Annotated in this window: 17 protein-coding genes, 14 tRNA genes and 1 pseudogene; 12 read left to right on the forward strand and 20 right to left on the reverse strand. The window is 40.2% G+C overall.

What is annotated here, in order from left to right:
* Window positions 1-515 precede the first annotated feature (515 nt).
* The 5 genes from A3M5_RS0121000 (at window position 516) to icmF (ending at window position 8,508) form a co-directional block, all read left to right on the forward strand.
* Entirely contained in the window at window positions 516-1,529 is a 1,014-nt protein-coding gene (locus A3M5_RS0121000; RefSeq protein WP_018395744.1) for a thiamine pyrophosphate-dependent dehydrogenase E1 component subunit alpha, read from the forward strand.
* Between the two features lie 12 nt (window positions 1,530-1,541).
* Window positions 1,542-2,525 (forward strand): alpha-ketoacid dehydrogenase subunit beta, encoded by a 984-nt coding sequence (locus A3M5_RS0121005; RefSeq protein ID WP_018395745.1) that lies wholly within the window; start codon window positions 1,542-1,544, stop codon window positions 2,523-2,525.
* Between the two features lie 37 nt (window positions 2,526-2,562).
* Complete coding sequence (locus tag A3M5_RS0121010; protein WP_034290958.1) at window positions 2,563-3,816, forward strand: dihydrolipoamide acetyltransferase family protein; 1,254 nt, start codon at window positions 2,563-2,565, stop codon at window positions 3,814-3,816.
* A gap of 247 nt (window positions 3,817-4,063) precedes the next feature.
* Window positions 4,064-5,206 (forward strand): acyl-CoA dehydrogenase, encoded by a 1,143-nt coding sequence (locus tag A3M5_RS0121015; RefSeq protein WP_018395747.1) that lies wholly within the window; start codon window positions 4,064-4,066, stop codon window positions 5,204-5,206.
* 29 nt (window positions 5,207-5,235) lie between these two features.
* Window positions 5,236-8,508 (forward strand): fused isobutyryl-CoA mutase/GTPase IcmF, encoded by a 3,273-nt coding sequence (icmF, locus tag A3M5_RS0121020; protein ID WP_018395748.1) that lies wholly within the window; start codon window positions 5,236-5,238, stop codon window positions 8,506-8,508.
* 382 nt (window positions 8,509-8,890) lie between these two features.
* Here the strand turns inward: icmF and A3M5_RS0121025 are convergent, their stop codons facing one another.
* A complete protein-coding gene (locus tag A3M5_RS0121025; RefSeq protein ID WP_018395749.1) occupies window positions 8,891-9,970 on the reverse strand; it encodes an RNA-guided endonuclease InsQ/TnpB family protein in 1,080 nt (359 codons plus the stop codon).
* Window positions 9,971-10,355: 385 nt separating this feature from the next.
* Between A3M5_RS0121025 and A3M5_RS0121030 the strand changes: the two genes are divergently transcribed.
* The 3 genes from A3M5_RS0121030 (at window position 10,356) to A3M5_RS0121040 (ending at window position 14,585) form a co-directional block, all read left to right on the forward strand.
* Complete coding sequence (locus A3M5_RS0121030; protein WP_018395750.1) at window positions 10,356-12,179, forward strand: assimilatory sulfite reductase (NADPH) flavoprotein subunit; 1,824 nt, start codon at window positions 10,356-10,358, stop codon at window positions 12,177-12,179.
* Between the two features lie 26 nt (window positions 12,180-12,205).
* Complete coding sequence (gene cysI, locus A3M5_RS0121035) at window positions 12,206-13,927, forward strand: assimilatory sulfite reductase (NADPH) hemoprotein subunit (protein WP_018395751.1); 1,722 nt, start codon at window positions 12,206-12,208, stop codon at window positions 13,925-13,927.
* A gap of 226 nt (window positions 13,928-14,153) precedes the next feature.
* The gene (locus A3M5_RS0121040) at window positions 14,154-14,585 is read left to right on the forward strand and encodes a universal stress protein (protein WP_018395752.1); all 432 of its coding nucleotides are present in this window, start codon (window positions 14,154-14,156) and stop codon (window positions 14,583-14,585) included.
* A 117-nt stretch (window positions 14,586-14,702) separates the two neighbouring features.
* Here A3M5_RS0121040 and A3M5_RS0121045 read toward each other — a convergent pair whose 3' ends face one another.
* Window positions 14,703-14,954 carry a hypothetical protein gene (locus A3M5_RS0121045; protein ID WP_018395753.1) on the reverse strand — a complete coding sequence of 84 codons (252 nt, stop codon included), beginning with the start codon at window positions 14,952-14,954 and terminating at the stop codon, window positions 14,703-14,705.
* A gap of 693 nt (window positions 14,955-15,647) precedes the next feature.
* Between A3M5_RS0121045 and A3M5_RS0121050 the strand changes: the two genes are divergently transcribed.
* Both A3M5_RS0121050 and A3M5_RS0121055 read left to right on the forward strand, forming a co-directional pair.
* The gene (locus A3M5_RS0121050; protein ID WP_018395754.1) at window positions 15,648-16,265 is read left to right on the forward strand and encodes a DUF47 domain-containing protein; all 618 of its coding nucleotides are present in this window, start codon (window positions 15,648-15,650) and stop codon (window positions 16,263-16,265) included.
* 13 nt (window positions 16,266-16,278) lie between these two features.
* Window positions 16,279-17,277, forward strand: coding sequence for an inorganic phosphate transporter (locus tag A3M5_RS0121055; RefSeq protein WP_018395755.1), 999 nt, complete (start codon window positions 16,279-16,281; stop codon window positions 17,275-17,277).
* On the opposite strand, the gene A3M5_RS26725 is transcribed toward A3M5_RS0121055, so the two are convergent.
* The 4 genes from A3M5_RS26725 to A3M5_RS0121080 form a co-directional block, all read right to left on the reverse strand.
* Window positions 17,274-17,768 carry an S-layer homology domain-containing protein gene (locus A3M5_RS26725; protein WP_353643389.1) on the reverse strand — a complete coding sequence of 165 codons (495 nt, stop codon included), beginning with the start codon at window positions 17,766-17,768 and terminating at the stop codon, window positions 17,274-17,276. The two genes, A3M5_RS0121055 and A3M5_RS26725, sit on opposite strands and share 4 nt — an antisense overlap.
* Complete coding sequence (locus A3M5_RS23445; protein ID WP_018395757.1) at window positions 17,666-17,950, reverse strand: hypothetical protein; 285 nt, start codon at window positions 17,948-17,950, stop codon at window positions 17,666-17,668. The genes A3M5_RS26725 and A3M5_RS23445 overlap by 103 nt, the downstream gene beginning before the upstream one ends.
* A gap of 1,038 nt (window positions 17,951-18,988) precedes the next feature.
* Window positions 18,989-20,566: an FAD-dependent oxidoreductase gene (locus A3M5_RS0121075; RefSeq protein WP_018395759.1), complete on the reverse strand. Its 1,578-nt coding sequence runs from the start codon at window positions 20,564-20,566 to the stop codon at window positions 18,989-18,991.
* Window positions 20,567-20,978: 412 nt separating this feature from the next.
* Complete coding sequence (locus A3M5_RS0121080; protein ID WP_018395760.1) at window positions 20,979-21,527, reverse strand: MerR family transcriptional regulator; 549 nt, start codon at window positions 21,525-21,527, stop codon at window positions 20,979-20,981.
* 419 nt (window positions 21,528-21,946) lie between these two features.
* On the opposite strand from A3M5_RS0121080, the gene A3M5_RS26730 reads away from it, so the two are divergent.
* Together A3M5_RS26730 and A3M5_RS26290 are read left to right on the forward strand one after the other, a co-directional pair.
* Window positions 21,947-22,069, forward strand: coding sequence for a LysR family transcriptional regulator (locus A3M5_RS26730; protein WP_152333508.1), 123 nt, complete (start codon window positions 21,947-21,949; stop codon window positions 22,067-22,069).
* Between the two features lie 95 nt (window positions 22,070-22,164).
* Window positions 22,165-22,484 (forward strand): annotated as a pseudogene (locus tag A3M5_RS26290) (cation-transporting P-type ATPase); the annotation flags it as partial.
* Between the two features lie 914 nt (window positions 22,485-23,398).
* On the opposite strand, the gene A3M5_RS0121085 reads toward A3M5_RS26290, so the two are convergent.
* The 14 genes from A3M5_RS0121085 to A3M5_RS0121150 all read right to left on the reverse strand — a co-directional run bounded on the left by A3M5_RS0121085 (window position 23,399) and on the right by A3M5_RS0121150 (window position 25,047).
* Window positions 23,399-23,473, reverse strand: a tRNA-Gln gene (locus tag A3M5_RS0121085).
* A 16-nt stretch (window positions 23,474-23,489) separates the two neighbouring features.
* Window positions 23,490-23,565 (reverse strand) — tRNA-His (locus tag A3M5_RS0121090).
* A gap of 20 nt (window positions 23,566-23,585) precedes the next feature.
* A tRNA-Trp gene (locus A3M5_RS0121095) sits at window positions 23,586-23,659 on the reverse strand.
* Between the two features lie 5 nt (window positions 23,660-23,664).
* Window positions 23,665-23,748, reverse strand: a tRNA-Tyr gene (locus A3M5_RS0121100).
* Between the two features lie 114 nt (window positions 23,749-23,862).
* Window positions 23,863-23,936 (reverse strand) — tRNA-Ile (locus tag A3M5_RS0121105).
* A 12-nt stretch (window positions 23,937-23,948) separates the two neighbouring features.
* A tRNA-Gly gene (locus A3M5_RS0121110) sits at window positions 23,949-24,022 on the reverse strand.
* 92 nt (window positions 24,023-24,114) lie between these two features.
* Window positions 24,115-24,190: transfer RNA gene (locus A3M5_RS0121115), tRNA-Phe, on the reverse strand.
* A gap of 9 nt (window positions 24,191-24,199) precedes the next feature.
* A tRNA-Asp gene (locus A3M5_RS0121120) sits at window positions 24,200-24,276 on the reverse strand.
* 5 nt (window positions 24,277-24,281) lie between these two features.
* Window positions 24,282-24,355 (reverse strand) — tRNA-Met (locus A3M5_RS0121125).
* 18 nt (window positions 24,356-24,373) lie between these two features.
* Window positions 24,374-24,466: transfer RNA gene (locus tag A3M5_RS0121130), tRNA-Ser, on the reverse strand.
* 94 nt (window positions 24,467-24,560) lie between these two features.
* Window positions 24,561-24,636 (reverse strand) — tRNA-Ala (locus tag A3M5_RS0121135).
* 23 nt (window positions 24,637-24,659) lie between these two features.
* Window positions 24,660-24,733, reverse strand: a tRNA-Pro gene (locus A3M5_RS0121140).
* Between the two features lie 135 nt (window positions 24,734-24,868).
* A tRNA-Leu gene (locus tag A3M5_RS0121145) sits at window positions 24,869-24,957 on the reverse strand.
* 15 nt (window positions 24,958-24,972) lie between these two features.
* Window positions 24,973-25,047, reverse strand: a tRNA-Gly gene (locus A3M5_RS0121150).
* Window positions 25,048-25,093 lie beyond the last annotated feature (46 nt).

Consider the following 25,093-nt stretch of genomic DNA (forward strand, 5'->3'; position numbering starts at 1 on the left):
AAAATTTCTATTCTAGAAAGCTTCAAATGACCATGAACTTTTTGAAATAAAAAGATATTCCAATACTAACTGAATGGATAAAATTCTCGTAGCTCCTGGATACAGCTGCAAAGAGGGCGACATTCCGTATGGGTGAGCAATTCATAAAAATGAAAGCGTTTCCATAAAAGATTGTTATTGTTGTTAGCGGAATTGAGTGTGTTTTATTTTTAGGTAATTTAAGAGACAACGTACAGATAGGGAGTTTGCTGATTGGACTTCACTGTTTAAAGCAGGGAAATTTCTATTTAAGCAATTGGAAAATAATTCATCTAAGGGGCAAACTTGTCGTCGATAAATAGACAAATGATGTACTAGGTATTCATATAATCACAGTAGGCTCACTTCATGGGGAGTGACTAAAATGATTCATTCACACTCTTCCTTATCAGAAATGTTCGGGGAAGATGGACTTTCGTTGAAAAAGTCGTTATTCATTCATAAATCCTCACATTAAAAACGCGGGAGGTCTTAGTATGGGAGACTCACGTACTAGTCAAGTCGAAAACAAGCATAAAAAACTTGGGCTGTCAGATGAGCAAGTTCTAAGCATGTATCAAGATATGCTTTTAGTACGAAAAATTGATGAACGGACGTGGATTTTAAATCGAGCTGGAAAGATTCCTTTTGTACTTTCTTGTCAAGGACAGGAAGCAGCACAAATTGGAGCAGCCTATGCCCTCGATAAAAACAAAGACTACTTATGCCCCTATTACCGTGACGCGGGCGTTGTCATTGTCTTTGGAATGACGGCAAAGGATTTAATGCTTAGTTCGTTTGCTAGAGCAGAAGATCCAAATAGCGGCGGTCGTCAAATGCCAGGGCATTTTGGTGGGAAAAAGTACCGGATTTTATCGGGGTCAAGTCCAGTAACGACCCAAGTTCCACATGCAGTTGGTCTGGCTCTGGCAGGAAGGTTAGAAGGAAAAGACCTTGTAACTTTCGTTTCTTTTGGAGAAGGATCAAGCAATCAAGGAGACTTTCATGAAGGGGCCAATTTTGCTGGTGTCCACAAGCTTCCTGTTATCTTTTTCTGCGAAAACAATAAATATGCGATTTCAGTGCCTTACTCAAAACAAGTCGCATGTAACAGCATCGCTGATCGAGCTTTAGGTTATGGTTTCCCCGGCGTCAGTGTAGATGGAAGTGACGTTCTTGAAGTATACAAAGTGACAAAAGAGGCAGCCGATAGAGCAAGAAGAGGTGAAGGACCTACGTTGATTGAGGCTCGTTGCTTTCGCTATATGCCGCATTCCTCAGATGACGATGACCGGACATACCGACCAGAAGGAGAAGTAGCTGAAGAGAAGAAGCAAGATCCCATTCACCAATTCAATCATTACTTAAAAGAAGTTGGCGTGTTAAACGAAGAAAAAGAAAAAGAGATTCTCGAATGGGTAACCAAAGAAATCGATGAAGCGACTGAATATGCTGAAAACGCACCGTCTCCAGCACCAGAAGATACATTAAAGCACATATATGCAGAATAGGAGGCATAACCAATGACAATCATTTCTTATATTGAGGCCATCAATCAGGCCATGCGTGAAGAGATGGCACGTGACCATAAAGTCTTTGTACTGGGAGAAGATGTTGGATTAAAAGGAGGCGTCTTTAAGGCAACACAGGGTCTGTATGAAGAGTTTGGAGAAGCACGAGTCATGGACACCCCCCTTGCCGAATCAGCGATTGCCGGTGTAGCAATAGGCGCAGCAGCATATGGATTGAGGCCGATCGCTGAAATGCAGTTTGCCGATTTTATTATGCCGGCCGTCAATCAAATTGTCAGTGAAGCCGCCAAAATGAGATACCGTTCGAACGGAGACTGGAACTGTCCGCTCGTGATTCGTGCTCCCTATGGTGGAGGCGTTCACGGGGGGCTTTATCATTCCCAATGCGTTGAAGCGATGTTTTGTAATATTCCAGGTTTAAAAGTGGTCACACCGTCAACACCCTATGATGCAAAAGGATTATTGATATCAGCTATTCGTGATGAAGATCCTGTCTTGTTTTTTGAACATAAACGTTGTTACCGGTTCATTAAAGGAGAAGTACCAGACATAGAATACACTGTTCCAATCGGAAAGGCGGATGTGAAAAGAGAGGGCGAGGACATTACAGTCATTACGTACGGACTCACGTTGCACTTTGCTCTACAAGCCGCCGATAAATTGGAGAAAGACGGGTACAGTGCTCATATTTTAGATTTGCGAACTCTTTATCCACTGGATAAAGAATCGATTGTGCAAGCGGCCCGCAAAACGGGCAAAGTTTTAATCGTTCATGAAGATAACAAAGAAGGCGGTGTTGGAGGAGAAGTAGCGGGTATTATTGCGGAAGAGTGTTTATATGAGCTTGATGCACCTGTGAAGCGACTTTGCGGTCCTGATGTCCCGGCTACTCCTTATAACGGAGTAATGGAAAAATTCTTCATGCTAAATCCGGATAAAGTATACAAGGCAATGGCAGAATTAGCCGCATTTTAAATAGATTGAGGTGGGGATCATAGTGGAGAAGTTAATCATGCCCCAGCTTGGGGAAAGTGTAACGGAAGGCACTGTGTCCAAATGGTTAGTCAGTATAGGAGATACTATTAAAAAATATGAACCGGTTTGTGAAGTGACGACTGACAAAGTGACGGCAGAAGTGCCCTCCTCTTTTAACGGAACCATTTTGGAAATTGTAGCAGAAGAGGGTGAGACCATTCCAGTAGGGGGATTAATTTGTTACATTCTTTCTGAAGATGCAGGCCGTACACTTAAGGCACCTGCACCTGACTCCGTCCAACAAACTGAACATTCAAGTCATTTAGCTATTCCTATGGATGACAAACAACGCTATTCACCTGCTGTTTTAAGACTGGCACAAGAACATAATGTAGACCTTTCTACTATCAATGGAACAGGAAATGGCGGACGTATTACTAGAAAAGACATCTTGCACGCAGTGACGATCAAACAGCAAACAGTGGCTCCAGCCGTTCCAGAACCCTCCAATATTCCTTTCTCAAAACCAACAGTTAATGAAAAGAAGAAACGAACAGGAGAAACACATATAGAAAAAGAATTCCAACAGTATAAAGAAGACCAAAGGGTTCCAATTACGGCCATTCGAAAAGCAATTGCTAGACGTATGGTAACAAGTAAACATGAAGCCCCGCATGCATGGTTCACGATCGAATGTGATGTGACAAATCTTGTCCGCTATCGTAATCAGGTAAAAGATGAATTTAAGCAAAAAGAAAACATGAACCTTACCTACTTACCTTTTTTTATTAAGTCAGTAGTCGAATCATTAAAAGAATTCCCCATTCTCAATTCACAATGGACCGATGAAGAAATTATCATCAAAAAAGCGATCAATATCTCAATCGCTGTTGCAACAGATCGTGCGCTATTTGTCCCAGTTATCAAAGATGCCGATCACAAAAGCATTTTTGGTCTCGGAAAAGAAGTCGATAAAATGGCGAAGAAAACGCGAGATGGGAAGTTAACAGTGGAAGATATGTCTGGCGGTACGTTTACTGTTAACAATACAGGCTCTTTCGGCTCCGTGCTATCTAACCCGATTATAAACCATCCACAAGCAGCTATTTTAAGCATTGAAGCGATTGTAAAGCGTCCAGTCGTTATCAATGATATGATCGCCATCCGGGATATGATGAACATTTGTCTATCCTTTGATCATCGGATTATAGATGGGTTGGTTAGTGGGCGTTTTCTTCAAGCGGTTAAAAACAAAATTGAAGCTTACGGTTCTGAAACAACTATTTATTAACTACCCCATGTCTTTTATTTACTCTTATTCCATCATCATTATAAAAAAAAATTTTTGATACCTTTAAAAAGGATAAAAACCATCTTTTTTTATCCTTTTTTCTCTCTTAGATTAAAAACTATTCATGTTTTGTAGAGTCTACGTCTACATAAAAAATTAAAAGGTGAAACTGAGGTTTTTGAAAAAAGGAAACGTAAAGAATGATCATTCACATATATTTGACAAAATAAAAAGGTGGGGAAATACAATGAATTTTCAAGTATCAGAAGAGCACGAAATGATCCGAAAGATGGTACGGGATTTTGCAAAAAAGGAGGTAGCACCAACAGCGGATGAACGGGATGAAGAAGAACGCTTTGATATGGAGATTTTTCGTCAGATGGCGGAGCTTGGTTTAACAGGTATTCCTTGGCCTGAAGAGTATGGAGGTATTGGCAGTGATTATATCTCTTACTGCATAGCGGTGGAAGAATTGTCCCGTGTGTGCGCCTCAACAGGGGTAACACTCTCTGCACATACTTCATTAGCAGGATGGCCTGTCTTCAAATTTGGAACAGAGGAACAAAAACAAAAATATTTAAAACCGATGGCACAAGGAGAAAAAATCGGTGCCTACGGATTAACTGAACCTGGTTCAGGTTCAGATGCAGGTGGTATGAAAACAACTGCCCGATTAGAGGGTAACGATTATATCTTAAATGGATCCAAAATCTTTATTACAAATGGCGGTATTGCGGATACGTATATTGTTTTTGCTTTGACAGATCCTTCCTCTGGAAAATATGGTATAACCTCTTTTATCGTCGAAAAAGATTTTCCTGGCTTTTCTGTCGGAAAAAAAGAAAGGAAACTGGGTATTCGCTCCTCCCCAACGACAGAGATTATATTTGAAGATTGCCGTGTCCCTAAAGAAAATATTTTAGGCAAAGAAGGAGAAGGATTCAAAATAGCTATGATGACACTTGATGGTGGACGAAACGGCATTGCGGCTCAAGCTGTCGGAATTGCCCAAGGCGCAATGGATACCGCCATTTGGTATGCAAAAGAACGGAAGCAATTTGGTAAGTCTATTGCTGTAAATCAAGGTATTTCTTTTAAGCTGGCTGATATGGCAATAGCAATTGAAGCTTCCCGTCTTTTAACCTATCAGGCTGCTTGGCTGGAATCTAATGGTTTTCCGTATGGAAAAGCGTCCGCTATGTCAAAACTGTTGGCCGGTGATACAGCGATGAAAGTAACAACAGAAGCGGTTCAAATATTGGGCGGTTACGGTTATACAAAAGATTATCCGGTAGAGCGCTATATGCGTGATGCAAAGATCACACAAATTTATGAAGGTACACAAGAAATTCAACGATTGGTGATTGCAGGGTACCTTATAAAGGACTAATAAAAGGATGAAGTGAGGCGAGATAGCGTTTGAAAACACAAATTTTAAGACCAAAGCATCATGTTCGCTTTATAACAGCGGCATCCCTATTTGACGGCCATGATGCGGCCATTAATATTATGCGGCGTATTCTCCAAGCTTCAGGCGTGGAAGTGATTCATTTAGGTCACAACCGCTCCGTGGACGAAGTCGTGAATGCCGCCATTCAGGAAGATGTACAAGGGATTGCTATAAGTACCTATCAGGGTGGACACATAGAATATTTGAAATATATGTATGATTTGCTTCGAGAAAAAGGAGCCGGTCACATCAAAATTTTTGCAGGAGGTGGTGGTGTCATCATTCCAGCTGAGATAAAGGAATTGATGGATTATGGCATTGCTAAAATCTTTTCACCGGATGATGGCCGGGAACTTGGAATGCAAGGCATGATTAACCATATGATTCGGGAAACCGATTATCCAACGCCGAAACATATGGATCAAGGGATGACTCAGTTACAAGAAAAACATTGGGGTTCAATCGCACAATTAATTACGATTGCTGAAGAAAATCAAGTGATGAATAAGACGAAGAATTCCATTTCTTTAAAAGAAAGGCTGGCAGAAGTTCCAAATGTACCACCCGTCTTAGGGATAACAGGAACTGGAGGGGCAGGGAAAAGCTCATTAACTGATGAATTGGTGAGACGTTATCTTAGGCAATTCCCAGATCGCTCCATTGCAATTATCTGCGTGGATCCTTCTAAGATGAAAACAGGAGGGGCATTACTCGGAGACCGTATTCGCATGAATGCGATTAACGATCCACGTGTTTACATGCGAAGTCTAGCAACTCGGGGATCCAATACAGAATTAAGTCTTGCCACAAAGGAAGCCATCGATGTAGTCAAAGTAGCTGGCTATGATTTCGTCATTATTGAAACAAGTGGAATCGGACAAGGGGCTTCTGGCATTGTTGATTTATGTGATATATCCATGTATGTAATGACAAGCGAATTTGGTGCGACCACCCAGCTTGAAAAAATCGATATGATTGATTTCGCTGATCTAATTGTCATTAACAAATTTGAACGCCGTGGATCTGAAGATGCGCTGCGTGATGTTCGTAAGCAATTTCAGAGAAGCCGTCAGTTATTTGAACTTCCGGATGTGGATTTGCCGGTATTCGGAACCATTGCCAGCCAGTTTAATGACCTAGGAACCAACATACTCTTTGCTAATTTAATGAAGGTGGTCGAGGAGAAAACAAATAGCAGTTGGCCAACAGACTATGACACTGAATTTAAAAAAGTGACAAAACAAAACCTTGTTATCCCACCTGACAGAACAGCTTATTTAAGTGAAATTGTCCAAACGGTTTATCAATATCAGCAATTTTTAGAAGAACAAGTGGATTTGATCCGAAAACGATTTCAATTGCGAGGAACAAAAGCACTTATGGAAAAGGACAATGGACAAATAATTTCTCAGGAAGAAGCTCAAGCTTTTATGGACAAGCTAGATGACATGATTGCTGATTATGAAGAGAGAATTCATCCAGAATGCAAAAAAATGGTGGATGAATGGTCAAAAATCCGTGAGATCTACCAACAAAATCAACTCGTTACGAATGTTCGCGGGAAAGAAATTATCACGGAATTATATACAGAATCACTAGCTGGAAATAAAATTCCACGCGTCAGTGTTCCAAAGTTTGAAGATCCTGGAGAAATTCTCCGCTGGCTAATGAAAGAAAATCTACCGGGAACTTTTCCATATACAGCCGGTGTGTTTCCATTTAAACGTACCAACGAGGACCCCAAACGTCAGTTTGCCGGGGAAGGGACACCCGATCGAACTAATCGACGCTTTCATTACCTCTGCCAAAACGATGAGGCAAAACGATTATCTACCGCTTTTGACAGTGTCACGTTATATGGTCACGATCCAGATTATCGACCTGATATTTATGGGAAGATCGGAAACAGCGGCGTAAATATATGTACAGTGGATGATATGAAAAAGCTCTATAAAGGATTTGATCTTTGTCATCCATCCACAAGTGTATCTATGACTATAAATGGACCAGCACCTATTATATTAGCTATGTTCATGAATGCGGCTATTGATCAGCAGGTTGAAAAGTTTACAGAGAGAAATGGAAGACAGCCATACAAAAAAGAATTTGAGCAGATCAAGGAGTGGACGATGCAAACGGTGCGCGGCACCGTGCAAGCCGATATTCTAAAAGAAGACCAAGGTCAGAATACTTGCATCTTTTCTACCGAGTTTGCACTCAAAATGATGGGAGATATTCAGCAGTATTTCATTGATCATAAAATACGCAACTACTATTCTGTCAGTATTAGCGGGTATCACATCGCTGAAGCAGGAGCAAACCCGATTTCTCAATTGGCCTTTACGCTCGCGAATGGCTTCACTTTTGTGGAGTATTACTTAAGTCGCGGAATGAATATTGATGATTTTGCACCGAATCTTTCCTTCTTTTTCAGTAACGGGTTAGATCCTGAATATACAGTCATGGGGCGTGTCGCACGTCGAATTTGGTCCACTGTTATCAAAAATAAGTATGGTGGGAATGAACGAAGCCAAAAGCTTAAATACCATATCCAAACATCAGGCCGCTCCCTTCATGCACAAGAAATGGACTTCAATGATATCCGTACGACGCTGCAAGCATTGATTGCGATTAATGACAACTGTAACTCTTTGCATACGAACGCCTATGATGAAGCCATCACAACACCGACAGAAAATTCCGTACGCCGGGCCATGGCCATTCAAATGATCATCAATAAAGAATTCGGAATCGTGAAGAATGAAAACCCGCTGCAAGGGGCTTTTATTATTGATGAGCTGACCGATCTTGTCGAAAAAGCGGTATTAGCTGAATTCACGCGTATCCATGATCGGGGGGGCGTACTTGGTGCAATGGAAACACAATATCAACGCGGAAAAATCCAGGAAGAATCGCTTTATTATGAACATAAAAAACACTCTGGAGAATTGCCGATTATCGGAGTCAATACTTTCATCAATCCAAATGCGGATGATAACGCATACAAAATTGAATTAGCGCGTTCAACAGAAGAAGAAAAACAAACCCAGATCCGCCATCTGAATGATTTCTGGTCTCGACATAAAGAGGAAGCACCAAAAGCACTGAATCGACTAAAGCAAGTAGCTCTACAACACGGCAATATTTTTGAAGAACTAATGGAATGTGTAAAAGTAGCATCCCTTGGCCAAATTACATCAGCTCTATATGATGTTGGTGGACAATATCGGCGGAATATGTAACTTAAAACTTAGCCTTAAGATATTAAACAAGAATTAAATGAAAGTAGCTTTTGAGCTACCCCTATTTAATATGAAGTTCTTCTTTTGATTAATTGGACAACCTGGTTGACATCTTGAATGGAAGACACTTAAATAGTAAATAGAACGTACCTATTCGTTCGTTAAGAAAATCAACATTGACACTCCCACGGCTAAAGCCGCAAGCCCTTCACCTTGCGGTGAGACGGGTGGGATTCTGAAGTGCGAACGCGTTCCCAGTCCATTTCTGTTTAGAACTCGCCTTCAGTTAGGGGCGGTGTCATCAGCCCATCCTGCTGCGTTATCTATGCCTTCGGACATAGATGTACGTTACAGGCGGTCCTGCTGTTACCACAGGACTAGATTAAGCTGCTTGCTTGTGTTTCTTTTTTGAAAGGCCGCTGATGGCTTTTGAAATATTAATGGCCGCATTCGCATCAGCATGAAGTTTATACTGACATTTGACACACACAAACGTGTGTCTTTTTCGATTCTTTTTGTCTACATGGCCACATTTACATGTTTGAGAGGTATGATGTGGATTCACATATTCAACTTGAACCCCTGCCATTTTTGCTTTGTATTCAATAAACTGTTGAAGCTGATAATGTGCCCAAGAGTGCAGATTTCTACCTGCATCTTTTTTTGATTTGGCTTTACGGCGAATACCTGTCAAATCTTCCATTCGAATGCAGCGAACACCGTTCTCTGCAGCGAAACGAACGATTTGCCGGCTTATTTTATGGTTCAGATTTTTCATCCATTGGGATTCTTTATTTTTAGAGGCTTTAATAACAGAAAGAAGCTTATTTCTTCCTAAGATTTTTCTCCTTGAAGAAAATGTTCTTCGAATAAAAGCAGCCTCGTTACCTTTGAAAAACAATGAATTTGTCCCTATTGAAGCAACAGCTAAATAATTTAGCCCTACATCTACACCCATCACTTTAGAAGAAGAGGAAACAACCTTCGGTTCAAAGGAAACCGCCACAGACATATACCATTTCCCTTTTTTCTCATAAAGCTTGCCGGCACCTAATTTTGCTTCGCCGGACAATACTTTATCAAGCCAATGCTGCTGATAGAGCTCTGCCACAACGGGAACACCGACCCGTTTCTCTAATGTAGGAAAAGAGAGTTTGTATAAGCCGTTTTCCTTTTCAACTTTTAATTTTTGGTTGTTAAAGGTACACCAGAAACGGCGAAAGGTTTTTGCTTTTTGATTCTTCTTTTGTGACTTCACTTCCCGGATGGTTTGGTTGACAATGGCCGAAGGCAATTTGTCCGCAGAAAAAAGTTTGTAGACCTTCGAAGTGGCTTTTGAAAGTTCATCATACTGAAGAAGCCAATTGGAAAAGCCGGTGTTTAATTCGGTCATTTTGCCGTATATCTGTTCTTTTGCATGGGTTGGCTTCATTAGTTCCAGCTTTAAAGAAATTGTTTCCACTTCATTCCTCCTTTCCAGAAAATTAGGTTGTATCAAGTATATCAAACAAGCGTTCTATATACAAGAGAGATAAACTAAAAGAAAAAAATCGAACCTTTGACATGCCTGAAGACATGCCCGGTTCGACCTCGCTATCATCCCACACCTGAAGGAGTGGGCTTTCCCGCTCGTAAGGTCTGTAAGAATTCATAAAAATGGACAAAATCATAAGTATTTACTAATGGTTTGTATAAATAAAACCAACTTGACTTATGGGAATAATATAGCTACGATAAATCTAATCATTTTTGTACTGAGAAGTGAATGGCGAGAATTGTTGAAGTCAGTCAATTATAAATAAAATGACGTACAATAAATTTATATTCTTTTGTGAGGTGGATATCGATTGCAACTTCAGGTAATAAATAGTCCTTTTAATCAGGAGCAGGCAGAGCTCCTTAACCGCATTCTGCCGACCTTGACAGAATCACAAAAAGTCTGGCTGAGCGGTTATCTAGCTGCATCCCAGTCTACTTCCATTCCAGGAACGCCAGAAGCACCGGTGGCAGAACTTCCTGCGGGGAACACCGAACAGACAATCTCAAAAGAAGTGACCATTCTTTACGGATCACAGACGGGCAACGCGCAGGGGCTTGCGAATAATGCGGGCAAGACGCTTGAAGGGCGTGGCTTTCAAGTAACTATCTCATCCATGAGCGATTTTAAACCTAATAATTTGAAGAAAGTCCAAAACTTGCTTATTATCGTAAGCACACATGGAGAAGGCGATCCTCCAGATAACGCGCTGTCATTCCATGAGTTTCTTCATGGCAGACGGGCACCGAAACTAGACGATCTCCGCTTTTCCGTTTTATCGCTTGGTGACAGTTCATATGAATTTTTCTGCGAAACAGGAAAACAATTCGATAAGCGTCTTGAAGAGCTTGGCGGCGAACGTATTACATCGCGTGTCGACTGTGACCTTGACTTCGATGAACCGGCAGCGGAATGGGTTGAAAGTGTCCTAAATGGTTTAAGTGAAGCACAGGTGGCAGGAAGCGCAGCTGCTCCGGCAGCAGGAACAGCCACAGCTGGCGAAACGATTTATTCGAGAACAAATCCGTTTTATGCAGAAGTACTCGAAAACTTGAATTTGAACGGCCGCGGCTCAAATAAAGAAACACGCCATCTTGAAATTTCGCTTGAAGGCTCCGGTCTTACTTATCAGCCTGGCGATGCGCTTGGCATTTACCCACAAAACGATCCGGAACTTGTCAACGAGCTTATTCAAGCATTGAATTCGAATCCGGATGAAACCATAACGATTAATAAACAAGGTGATATTCGTTCATTGCGGGAGGCATTTACATCGCATTATGAAATTACCGTTCTAACAAAACCGCTTTTGGAAAAAATTGCTCAACTGACTAATATCGATGAATTGCATGAATTAATCAGTTCTGGCAATGAAGATAAACTGAAAGATTATATTGAAGGACGCGATTTGCTTGATGTTGTCAAAGACTTCGGTCCGTTTGGCATATCTTCGCAGGAGTTTTCGGATCTTTTACGTAAAATGCCGGCACGTCTTTACTCGATTGCAAGCAGCTTAACGTCGAATCCAGATGAAGTCCATGTGACAATCGGCGCGGTCCGCTATACTACACATGGACGCGATCGGAATGGCGTCTGCTCCGTTTTATGTGCAGATCGTCTTGAGCCAGGTGACACATTGCCGGTTTACATTCAGCATAACCAAAACTTCAAACTGCCGGAAAATCCGGACACGCCGATTATTATGGTTGGACCGGGAACGGGTATTGCGCCGTTCCGTTCCTTTATGCAAGAGCGTGAAGAAAGCGGTACAGAAGGAAAGTCATGGTTATTCTTTGGCGACCAGCACTTTGTGACCGATTTCTTATATCAAACAGAATGGCAAAAATGGTTGAAAGACGGCGTGCTGACCAAAATGGATGTCGCATTCTCACGTGATACAGATGAAAAAGTGTACGTTCAGCACCGTATGCTTGAACACAGCAAAGAATTGTTCGAGTGGCTTGAACAAGGCGCGTCACTCTATGTCTGTGGCGATGAGAAATACATGGCACATGACGTTCAAAACACGTTGATCGATATTATTGAAAAAGAAGGCAATATGAGTCGTGAAAAAGCGGAAGCGTATGTTGCCGATATGCAGCAGCAAAAACGTTACCAGCGTGATGTGTACTGATTTTGGATTGAAAGGAGAGAATCAATATGGTGAAGAACACACTATTAAAAGCGCCGGAAGGCCCTCCAAGTGATGTTGAGGATATTAAAGAAAAAAGCAACTATTTGCGCGGCACACTGAAAGAAGTGATGCTGGATCGGATCAGCGCTGGAATTCCAGACGATGACAATCGTCTGATGAAACATCACGGCAGCTATTTGCAGGATGACCGGGACTTCCGCAACGAGCGTCAAAAGCAAAAATTGGAACCCGCGTATCAGTTCATGCTGCGTGTCCGTATGCCAGGCGGTGTGGCACAGCCTGCTCAGTGGCTTGTCATGGACGATCTTGCCCAAAAATACGGCAACGGTACCTTAAAATTGACAACACGTCAGACGTTTCAAATGCATGGTATTTTAAAATGGAATATGAAAAAAACCATTCAGGAAATCCATGCATCTATGCTGGATACGATTGCGGCGTGCGGCGATGTGAATCGTAACGTTATGTGTATCTCGAATCCAGATGAATCAGAGATCCATTCTGAAGTGTATGAATGGTCAAAAAAATTGAGTGATTATCTATTACCTCGGACAAGAGCGTATCATGAAATTTGGCTGGATGAAGAAAAAGTAGTAGGTACACCGGAAGTAGAAGAAGTGGAACCAATGTACGGACCGCTTTACTTGCCGCGTAAGTTTAAGATCGGTATCGCCGTTCCGCCATCGAATGACATTGATGTTTTTTCACAAGATCTTGGCTTCATTGCGGTTGTGGAAGATGGCAAGCTTGTCGGTTTTAATATAGCGATCGGCGGCGGCATGGGCATGTCACACGGTGATACAGCAACATATCCGCAGCTCTCCAAAGTAATCGGCTTTTGTACGCCAGACCAAATTCTTGATGTGGCGGAAAAAGTCATTACGATTCAGCGCGATTACGGAAATCGTTCCGTCCGCAAAAATGCCCGGTTCAAGTACACCGTTGACCGCCTCGGGCTGGAAACGGTAAAGGCTGAACTGGAAAGCCGTCTTGGCTGGAGCCTGGATGAAGCGAAACCGTATCATTTCGACAATAACGGTGACCGTTATGGCTGGGTAAAAGGTATTCAAGGTAAATGGCATTTTACGCTGTTTGTCGAAGGAGGCCGCGTTGCGGATGTTGATGATTACAAGTTGATGACCGGTTTACGCGAAATCGCTAAAATCCATACTGGTGATATTCGTCTGACGGCCAATCAAAATCTGATCATTGCCAACGTATCTAGTCAGAAAAAGAAAAAAATTAGCGAACTGATCGAACAATACGGCTTGACGGATGGCAAGTATTACTCAGCACTACGACGCAGTTCAATCGCATGTGTTGCTCTTCCAACATGTGGATTAGCGATGGCAGAAGCAGAACGTTATTTGCCGGTTTTACTTGATAAGATCGATGCCATTGTCGATGAAAACGGCCTGCGGGACAAAGAAATTACCATTCGTATGACTGGATGTCCGAACGGGTGTGCCCGTCATGCACTCGGAGAAATTGGTTTTATCGGCAAAGCACCTGGCAAATACAACATGTATCTCGGTGCAGCCTTTGACGGCAGCCGCTTAAGCAAAATGCACCGTGAAAACATCGGTGAAGAAGAAATTTTGAACGAACTGCGTGTGATTCTTCCACGCTATGCGAAAGAACGGCAAGAAGGCGAACACTTCGGTGACTTTGTCATCCGCGCCGGCATCATCAAAGCAACGACAGACGGCACGAATTTTCATGCTTAAATTAAAGAAAGCCTAATAATTTGCTACCATCTTTAAACTATTAAACTTTATAACTTGAAAAAGTGTATAGTATAAATGAATGTTAAAGAACCATTGCAGTTGAATTAGAAGAGGCAGGGACCGCTCAAGGTACCCTGCTTTTTTATAGTCAAAATATTGACTTCAATCCATTCGTACGTTTAGAATGAGCATGAGTACATAATTCATTAAAAGGGGATTGTTGTCTATGCTAACAATTATGTCAAAGATTGTTGTTGCTTACGATGGATCTGAATTAGGTAAAAAAGCATTGGCAAGAGCTATAAATCTAGCAAAACAAGATGAAAAAATTGTATTAAATGTGATCACAGTTGTGGATAGACCTGTAGCGCCCGTTTATTACGGTGCAGCTGATGCAACGCATGAAGCTAATCTCGAAGCGGCAAAGGAAATGATGATTGAAGTAGAACAAGAATTGAAAGCGGTTCCAAACGAGACAAAAACATTTATTATAGAAGGAAACCCTGCTCCAGTGATTGTAGATTTTGTACAACAATCTGATGCTGATCTTATCGTAATGGGCAGCCGGGGACTAAGTGGATTAAAAGAGATGTTCTTAGGCAGTGTTAGCCATCATGTAGTGCAAAAAATCACGTGCCCAGTATTTATTGTTAAATAAATTTTAAAAAACTGATTTGTTCTTCTTGTAATCAGAAAGTAATCAACTTCTTTTGATCAGTTAAATTCAAAAGGGTTGTCTTTAGTCAGTGAAAACTGACTAGAGACAACCCAACTATTATAATGTAAATTTTCCTTCTAAATCATCAAATCCCTGATCACTATCTTTTCTTATTTCGAACGTCGAGCCATCATGAGAAAACACACTGACTTCATAATTATTACCATCGAAAGTTCCTTTTACATCGTAGATAAATCCGATGTATTGATCTCCTTCTCCCGGTAAAAACTCTTTCTCAATAAAATGAACCTCTTGATAACCAAATTCTCCGTTTAATAACTCATTTGTAATTTCTTCTACCGAATACATTTAACCATTCCTTTCTTTTTGAAATTTTTCACTATAATTGAAATTTTATTTTCATTTTAATTTCGTTTGTTCAATGACAATTCCATGCTTGCATGTTTTTGTAAGTTCTTTTTTGGAACGGATTATTTATCCAATTAGGATGATTATATTGTCTTATATAAGTAGCGTTTAATCAAAGTGAATGTAAGCGAAAACATTGGCCATGTAAGCGAGAAGCATGGCCCTTTTTCTCACTAATTCACTTCTTTTCATAAAATATCGACCCGTTTTAAAATTGTGAAAGTACCAGAGCACCAGTTTTAGGTAACAAAGAAATGGGTGTTATAGTAAGGCAAAGGTGGACTCTCTATTAACGATTATTTACATATATATAGTCGGAATTAATAAAAAATGACTAAAACAAGTCCTTATTGGGGACAGTTCATTAGTAAAATAACCAGCTCTTAATTCATGATAATTTTTCTGAAATAAGTATGATTCATCCATAAAGCTGATTAGCTTTTTATATTTTTGATGCATATCCGATCATCAAAATGCACAAAAGAGTAGAAAGTTTGACATTTTTTGATTTTTCCCCTCTGATTAAGTTATCGAAATAGCCTCAAACCCAACTATTATAAAAAACCTGTTTTTTTCGACATTTTTCGGGTAAAATAGACTGGTTATTCATATAAAAAACAGGGGGCCTTTTAGATGTTTAAAAATAAAAAAGATAAATTTTCTATTCTGCTTGAATCCATTTCTTTAAATTTAAAAGAAGGAGCTTATTATTTCGCAGACTATAAATTGAAAAATGCCAGTGATTTAAAAATATTTTCGGAAGAAATGAAAAGATTTGAAACTCAAGGTGATGAGTATATTCATCAAACCATTAAAGAATTAAATAATTCATTTATTACACCGATTGAGCGGGAAGATATTTTAGCGCTGGCGATGAGTATGGATGATGTATTGGATGGGTTAGAAGAAACAGCAGCTATTTTCGAAATGTATTCTGTGATGCAAGCAGATGAATATATGCTAAAGTTTGTTGATGCGATTCGATCATGCACGGATGAAATTGTAAAAGCAATTGAATTGTTGTCTACAAAAAAATTACAAAATATTCGTACGCATGCAATTAAAATTAAAGATTATGAAACCATTTGTGATGGGGTCTTACGTCAGTCCATTAAACATATTTTCACTATTGAAAAAGATCCGATCCGGTTAATTAAAATTAAAGAAATTTATGAGAATCTTGAAGAAATTGCAGACTCATGCCAAGACGTTGCAAATACGCTGGAAACCATTATCATGAAAAATGCGTAAGGAGTATTAGACAATGGATACTTTACTTATAATCACTATTCTTATTGTTTTTTTCGCTCTTGCTTTCGATTTCATCAATGGTTTTCATGACACAGCAAATTCGATTGCAACAGCCGTTTCAACGAAAGCACTCACGCCACGCCGTGCCATTATGCTTGCTGCGGTCATGAACTTCGTCGGCGCATTGACATTTACAGGAGTTGCGAAAACCATCACTAAAGATATTGTCGATCCCTTTATGCTTGAAAATGGATCGATCGTCATTTTAGCTGCTTTACTTGCCGCAATTTTTTGGAACTTGCTAACATGGTATTATGGCATTCCAAGTAGTTCATCGCATGCACTGATCGGGTCAATTGCCGGGGCTGCGATTGCATCTGCGGGATTTCAAGCACTCAATTACAGTGGTTTCTTCAAAATTTTACAGGCATTGATTCTTTCTCCTCTACTTGCATTTGCAGTTGGATTTATCATGTATAGCCTGTTCAAAATCATTTTTAAAAACAATAATCTATCGAAAACGAATCGGAATTTTCGTTCATTTCAAATTTTCACGGCTGCCCTACAGTCCTATACACACGGTACAAATGATGCACAAAAAGCGATGGGTATCATAACCTTGGCGCTGATCGCGAACAATTATCAACAAACCACTGATATCCAGTTGTGGGTACAAGTTTCCTGTGCGCTAGCTATGGGGCTCGGAACATCGATCGGCGGCTGGAAAATTATTAAAACAGTTGGCGGTAAAATTATGAAAATTCGTCCGGTTAACGGTGTGGCAGCTGATTTATCATCTGCTTTGATTATTTTCACAGCTACACTGATTCATTTGCCGGTTAGTACGACTCATGTGATCTCTTCTTCTATTCTCGGTGTCGGTACTTCACACCGGGTAAAAGGCGTGAAATGGGATACAGCACAGCGTATGCTTATCACATGGGTGATTACACTTCCTATTTCTGCGACAGTTGCAGCGATGTTTTACTATATTTTGATGCTATTCTTTTAAGGAGCTGCCTCATAAGCTCTCCAAATGAAGAAAAAGGGAGCGTCCCAAAAGTCAGAGAAAACTGACTTTTGGGACGCTCCCTTTTTGTAAAAAACAAATAATCCGTTCTTATATCCGTTTATGATATCAGAAGCTACTAGCACTGAAATGGCGGGGGAATAGCTGTATTCTTTTCTCACATCGGTAAACGATACATTCTCTTCACTCGTTGGACCAAGTTCACGTGATTTCTGAACCAATTGTACAAATTCTCCACTTGTGATTTCTTTGTTTGTATCAAATGTTTCTCCATATAATCCCTGAAGGATCCCTTTTTCGACTAAGTCATTTAATTCATCTGCAAACCAACTTGTTTGGTCATCGTTGTATATAGAAGCTGCTAGTAATTTTAACGGTTCAACAAAGGAACAAATTCGAATAAGGAATTCTGAAGCCAGTTTCCAGTATCGCTGATATCTTTTGGATAAGATTTTAAACGATGCGGGTCGTATTCAGCAACTGGATAAGACGTTTCTACATGATAGGCATTTCGTGTGACATATTCAAATGCATCTCGAAATCCAGGTCCACCATGACCAGATAAAATATGGATATCTCCTCTCTCTGGACTATTTTCTTTATACAATTCTCTAAGCGCTACCTGCAAAGAGCGAAAACCGATAGCAACAGCCATAAGTGCCCGGTTTCCATGGTACTTTTAATATCCTCAAAACTAATTTCTAATAATTTACTTCCATCGTTAATATGTATGACTGACATTGCTTAACCTCCGTAGAATCATAGTCTTTTTAAGATAAGTTCGTTATATCAACACCGGTAACAATTATCAAAATCAATTATTATATTAATTTCTCATATTTCTTTGTCTTATCTCATCATTAAGTAAGGTTATAAAATAAAAAAATGAATTTATTCATTTTTTTATAATGGAACGACAAGAGAGATATGTAGAAAAAAAGAAACATTTTTGGAAGATAGTAAGACTTTTTTAAATTTCAAAAATTCTTTTGATAGATGATTTTATATATGGAAAAGCCCTCTGAATAGGCTAAAAGAAACATTTTTCACTTCTTTTCTAATTTTTTGTGACAAATTCGTAAAAATATTTTGAACTTTCTGTGAACTTGTAGTATGATAACTTTACAAACTACTTATGAGGTGATTAATATGGATCAAGTATTGATGAAGCGTTTAAATAAACAAGGACTTATTTTTGCGGCGGTCCATACAGTATTTTTCTTAAACCTCGCAATCGAGTTCATTGTATCTTCTTAATTTTAAAATAAACGTCGGTTCACTGCTCAGTGCAGTGGCCTTTTTTATTTTGTATATGCAATTGCCGAACTGTAATGGGCTAGGTCTCTACATAATGAAGATAAAAGAACACTTGGCTTTTGGCGTTATCATATTTATTTAATTTCTGAAAATATCTAAATATTGAAGGCTGTTTTAAATTTAAAATTGACTGTCAACTATGTCGAACGGGATGAGGATTACCAAATAATTTTGTCAAAGGCCAAAAAACTTCTTCTAGATGAATTTTATTTGTATCATGTCACCATTCAAATTGACAAAGAAGGCGAGGGGGATTGCTTATCAAATGATCTTTACAATTAAAAGACTAAAGATGGGGCTCAAATACTTTCACAACGCGCCTGATGATCGCATCAAAAACTGCAGCAGAGAGATTCTGCTGCAGTAAGTTCACTCATTAATAGCCGGAGTCCTCGGATGTAAGATTGTCCAGCATCGTATGATCGTGCCGCTGTAACGGTTTTTCTGCTGGACCTTCAATGACTTCTCCGGTATATGAGAACCTAGAGCCGTGGCATGGGCAATCCCAGGTCCGATCACCATTGTTCCATTCAACTTCACATCCTATGTGAGTGCAGGTTGTATCCACAATATGTAGTTTCCCTCCATCATCTTTATAGGCCCCTTTTCTGTGCCCTTTGATAGTAATAACTGCACCCTCGCCGTTAGATAAGTCATTTGCATTTTTAGCAGGCAATTCAAGTTTTCCTTTAATTAAATGGGCGGCAACATTAGCGTTCTCTACTAAGAAATTTTTCAAACTTGGATGCGCATAGAACCGCGATGGTGTATACAAATTTTGATAGGCATTTTTTTTGTCTAAAATCATATCCCGAAATAATAGAGCAGCGGTCGTTCCGTTTGTCATTCCCCATTTTCTGTAACCAGTAGCAATCAAGATATTTGGTTGACCAGCAGTTATCTCCCCAATATAGGGGATTTTGTCAATTGTAATCAAGTCTTGGGCAGACCAACGGTAGACGATATCATTGACCCCAAAAACTTGTTCACTAAAGGTCTCTAAAGCTTTGTAATGTTCCATCGTGTCTTTTCCCTGACCGGTCTTATGACCTTCACCGCCAATAAGCACCATTTCTTCTCCGTTAACCATTGCAGAACGAAGGGAACGCGTTGGCTGATCAGCACTAATGTACATCCCTCCCGGAAAAGACTTCTTTGTTTTCACGGCAAGGATATAGGAACGATCTGCGTGCATTCTTGTAGAGTAAAAACCTAGTCCCTCATAAAATGGAAAATGCGAACAGGAAAGAACATGGCTGCCGGTGACACGTGAGCCTTTACGGGTAAGAACGGTTGGCTGCTCGCCAGTTTCAACATTCACTGCCGTCGTATGTTCAAAGATGAGTCCGCCTTTTTCCTTGATGATTTGAATGAGGTGGGTCAAATATTTAATCGGATGAAACTGTGCCTGGTTTTTCATGACAAGTGCATTTTTTATATCGATATCAAAGGGTATGTGATCAACTAGCTCGCCATCAATACCAAGCCTTTCATAGGCCTTCTTTTCTATTTCAAGCTTGCTTGCGTACTGCTCAGTGGTCGCATATATGTAAGCATCTTGTATGCTAAAATCACAATTAATCTGATGCTGATCCACGGTTTTTTTGATAAAGCTTAACGCTTCCATATTGGCTTCATAATACAATCTGGCTTTGCTTTTCCCCATAGTTTGAATGAATTCATCGTATATTATGTCATGCTGGGCCGTAATTTTTGCAGTTGTGTGCCCCGTTGTACCGTTCAATAATTTCCCTGCTTCTAAAACAGCGACCTTCAACCCTTCATTTGCTAAAAGATAAGCAGATGTGATTCCGGTAATACCGCCTCCTACAATAACAACGTCCACATGAATATCTTTATCTAAACGAGGAAATTCTGGCAAATCAATAAAGTCTCTCCAATAGGGCTTAGGGACCTGTGGTAACTTTCCTTCTGATCGATCATTATGGGTCACAATAAATCCTCCATTTTATACTATGATAACAGTAGGATTTCCATTGACCAGAGAACTATACATAGCCCATAAACAAGAGTCTCAAATAGTTTTAAGTTTTCTACTAAGTATATTATATTGCGTAAAAAGACCTCAGGTTTTTCTGAAAAATATAGCATGACGATTTTGTATTTTATGACTGAATAAGAGTAAGGTAGTATCAGTTTACAAATGGCTTTTCTGAAGTTGATTTTGGAGAGAAGATATCGCGGGTGAAAAGTTATACGTGCTAAAAAAGAAGAACAACAACCAGTCACATGAAAAGACATGAATATTCCAAAACCATTAATTTATTCTTAAATAAAGGAGCCTGCTTTTGATCAATCTTTTTCAAAAGCAGGCTCCTTTACCAGAACAACATCACCACTTCAGCTTATTCACTCACCTGAAATATACGCCCAAAAAACCCCTTTTTTCTATTATTCACTTCAGCTTTTCGGGCTTCTTGTGATGCTTTAAGTGATTCAAGCAGCATTTGGTCCCGTTTAATGAGAGAATCTTTGATGTATTGCTGCTGTTCGTCTAGTTTCGTGACCAACGCCTGATTGAATTGCTGTTGCAGTTCCAGACGATCTACAATTGTTTTTAAATCCTCACGAATGTCATTAGAGACTACATGGACTGATTCAGGCTGGACCCGTGTCTCACCATTGGAAAAGTAATAATCAATTTGTTTAATCGAATAATTCTGATCACGGTTTAGCTGGCGGATCAATATTAACTTTTCTAATGCCGGTTGATCAAAGTAGTGATAGCCATTTTCGCCTTGTATGGTAGGAATATGAGATTTTAATTCTCTCATCCAATTCCGAACAACACCAGGACTTTCCTGAATATGTTTCGCGGCTTCTTTGACGGTTAAGCGTAAATCATCAAGGTTTTCAGTACGTTGGTCTTCCGTTTGATTCATCGTTTGATTCATGTTTTCAATCATCCTTTCAAGATAAGTTTCAATGACTGTGTCTGATAAAGAAACCTAATACAACGCTCTTCAAAGGTGTATGATCGTTTTTTTCAAGTTTTCGAGCAGGTTTTTTCGCTTATGTGTAAAGTTCGGTGTGTTCAAGGGAATGTCCTTTGACGAATATTGTTGCATTTTTTCTTTTTTCTGAATGTACAAACCCATCTTTCGAGCAAATAAAACTGTTAAGTAATCAATGGTTGGACACCGACTTTTATGAGTTTTAATATGATACTTATTATTATTTTTAATTAAAAAGGTATCCATTTATCGAGGTGTTTAACATGAAATTTTTAGATAAAATGGAGAAATTTATCGTTTTGTCTGAATGTAACTCTTTCACGGAAACTGCAAAAAGGTTGTATTGTTCTTAGCCTGCGATCAGTCACCATATTCGTTACTTGGAAGACATGCTTAGTTTGCAGCTTTTTCATCGCAAGGGAAAGTCAGTTCAGTTAACAAAACAGAGAGAAATTTTTTGGGAGTATGCTAAAAGCAGGTAAAGGGGCTGACAGAAGAAGTAGCTATGAAAATAAACAAGATAGATGAGAAAGAATAAACTCTCTCTATCTACGTAAGCAACTATAATACAGAATAAGAAATTAAAGGATACTTAGCCGTAGCAGATCAGGTACGGGAAAGCAACTTGTCCATTATTCAAAAATTACAAAAACTAGGGATTGAAAAAACCGTCATGTTAACGCGTGATAACCAAGCGACGGGACAATCGATCGGCACCTAATTAGTATTAAGTGAAGTAAAGGCCGAATTAATGCTGCAAGCTATTAGATCGCTCAGGGAACAATACGGAAAAGTAGTGATGGTACCGGTACAGCTTTAGAAACAGCCGATATTACCTTAATGGCTGATGACCTGGAGAAACTTCCATATACGATCGTTCTGAGCCGCAAAACACTCAATGAAAATGAATAAACAACGTCTAATACATGTGCTGTCATTTTAGCTATTTTAACTGTCCCAATAATATCAAAGGTTTAAACATTTCAGATGCTTAAACCTTTTTAAAATTCCAATTGAACATTAATCTAACCTTCAAAACCTGCCTGAATACCTTAATGAAACGGATCACATATCCTCGAAAGAGCTTCATATTGGCTTCCTTGAAATATATAAACGAAATTTATCTTTCTAAATATTACACGATTGCCTATGTGATCTTGTTTTATTATAGTTTGTTTTTGCTTTATAGAACCAATCCTTCTGAAAAAAGAAATAAGCTGCCAAAATTCGATAAAGAAGTTAGCTTAAATACACTAAGCTGTAAACTTAGATGAAAACCTTGATAAGGTATACATAACAGTCAATGAAGCTGCTAAATATATTCATGAAAATCCTGATATTGTATGAGGAGAATTAAGTAGATTGGGATCAGAATGATTTGATTAAACAAATTGATTATTACTTTGCCATCGGAGGAGAAACAGATCAAACCTGAACCTATGCATAAAATCTCTGATAACATTTATTCAGATAAACGGATATCCCTGCTTTAGTTGAGGAGGAAGCGACTGAAAATAATATAGGCTGGTATGAAGGTGATGGAACTAAGCTGTCTAATGGGAGCTATTTAGATTATTTGGTGCAGGATGCCTACTGGGGTATTTGTTCCCGTTTGAGTAGAAACGTTCTAGCGGTGATTACTACGTATCTGGTATCTAGGCGAAGTAAAGTTGTTTTTCAATGGCCTTTTACGACCTTGGCTTGACCACTTGGTTATGCTGTATTAAATTATGTATCAGAAGACAAGTTTCAAATTCGAACTCGCCGCCTGGGCAAACTAGGTTCTACCCCTGAACTACTTCCGTTTAAAATGGCTGGGCTAGCTGGATTCGAACCAGCGCGTGACGGAGTCAAAGTCCGTTGCCTTACCGCTTGGCTATAGCCCAATAAAAATTAAAAATATGGGGCGATCGAGGGGAATCGAACCCCCGAGTGTCGGAGCCACAATCCGATGCGTTCACCACTTCGCCACGACCGCCATTATATTGTTCAATTAATTGGCAGGGGCAGTAGGAATCGAACCCACACTGGAGGTTTTGGAGACCTCTGTTCTACCGTTAAACTATGCCCCTTTAGATGGTGGAGGGGGGCAGATTCGAACTGCCGAACCCGAAGGAGCGGATTTACAGTCCGCCGCGTTTAGCCACTTCGCTACCCCTCCATGTAAAGGACTGCTAGGAAAACTGGTTTCGGTTAGAGAACTTGCCCTCACCTAGCCTACACAGTCTAATTCAGTTGCTCTATCAATCATCACTGATCTATTGCAAGAATAAAATGGGCCTGAATGGACTCGAACCATCGACCTCACGCTTATCAGGCGTGCGCTCTAACCAGCTGAGCTACAGGCCCATTATGTATAAATGGAGCGGGTGATGGGAATCGAACCCACGACATCAGCTTGGAAGGCTGAGGTTTTACCATTAAACTACACCCGCTAAAAGATAAAAAAACCAGACTTGGTGTCTGATCAAAATAGAACCTACAACCCAATTAATTAACTACTTCGCCATAGCTGCCATAATTAAAATGGTGGCTCAGGACGGAATCGAACCGCCGACACAAGGATTTTCAGTCCTTTGCTCTACCAACTGAGCTACTAAGCCATTTAAAAATGGCGGTCCGGACGGGACTCGAACCCGCGACCTCCTGCGTGACAGGCAGGCATTCTAACCAACTGAACTACCGGACCAACGATTGCGGGGGCAGGATTTGAACCTGCGACCTTCGGGTTATGAGCCCGACGAGCTACCGAGCTGCTCCACCCCGCGATAATAATAATATAAAAATGGAGGAGGGAAGGGGATTCGAACCCCTGCGGGATTTGACTCCCCTGTCGGTTTTCAAGACCGATCCCTTCAGCCAGACTTGGGTATCCCTCCATAAGATAAACGATTCGAGCGATAGACTAGAACTTATAACTAGGTGGATTATGAATCCATATGTTCTAACTAGTACCCCTGTAAAGTAAATAATTGGTGGAGCCTAGCGGGATCGAACCGCTGACCTCCTGCGTGCAAAGCAGGCGCTCTCCCAGCTGAGCTAAGGCCCCATTTAGTTATATTAAATAAAAGATCGGGAAGACAGGATTCGAACCTGCGACCCCTTGGTCCCAAACCAAGTGCTCTACCAAGCTGAGCTACTTCCCGATGTTAAAAATGATTTTTTTCAAACATGTATTGTCGCACTCAAGAAATGTATTATCCCTAAATTTTTGAAAATCAGCCAAATTCTCTATCAAAATTAGGCTATGTTCACAGCTATTCACTTTTCTTAATAATAAATGGTGCCGAGAACCGGAATCGAACCGGTACGGTAGTCACCTACCGCAGGATTTTAAGTCCTGTGCGTCTGCCAGTTCCGCCACCCCGGCACATCATTCAATTATTGGAGCGGAAGACGGGATTCGAACCCGCGACCCCCACCTTGGCAAGGTGATGTTCTACCACTGAACTACTTCCGCAAAGTGCGGGTGAAGGGACTTGAACCCCCACGCCTCGCGGCGCCAG

The sequence above is a fragment of the Bacillus sp. 37MA genome (assembly GCF_000372765.1).
Taxonomy (GTDB): Bacteria; Bacillota; Bacilli; order Bacillales; family Domibacillaceae; genus Domibacillus; species Domibacillus aminovorans.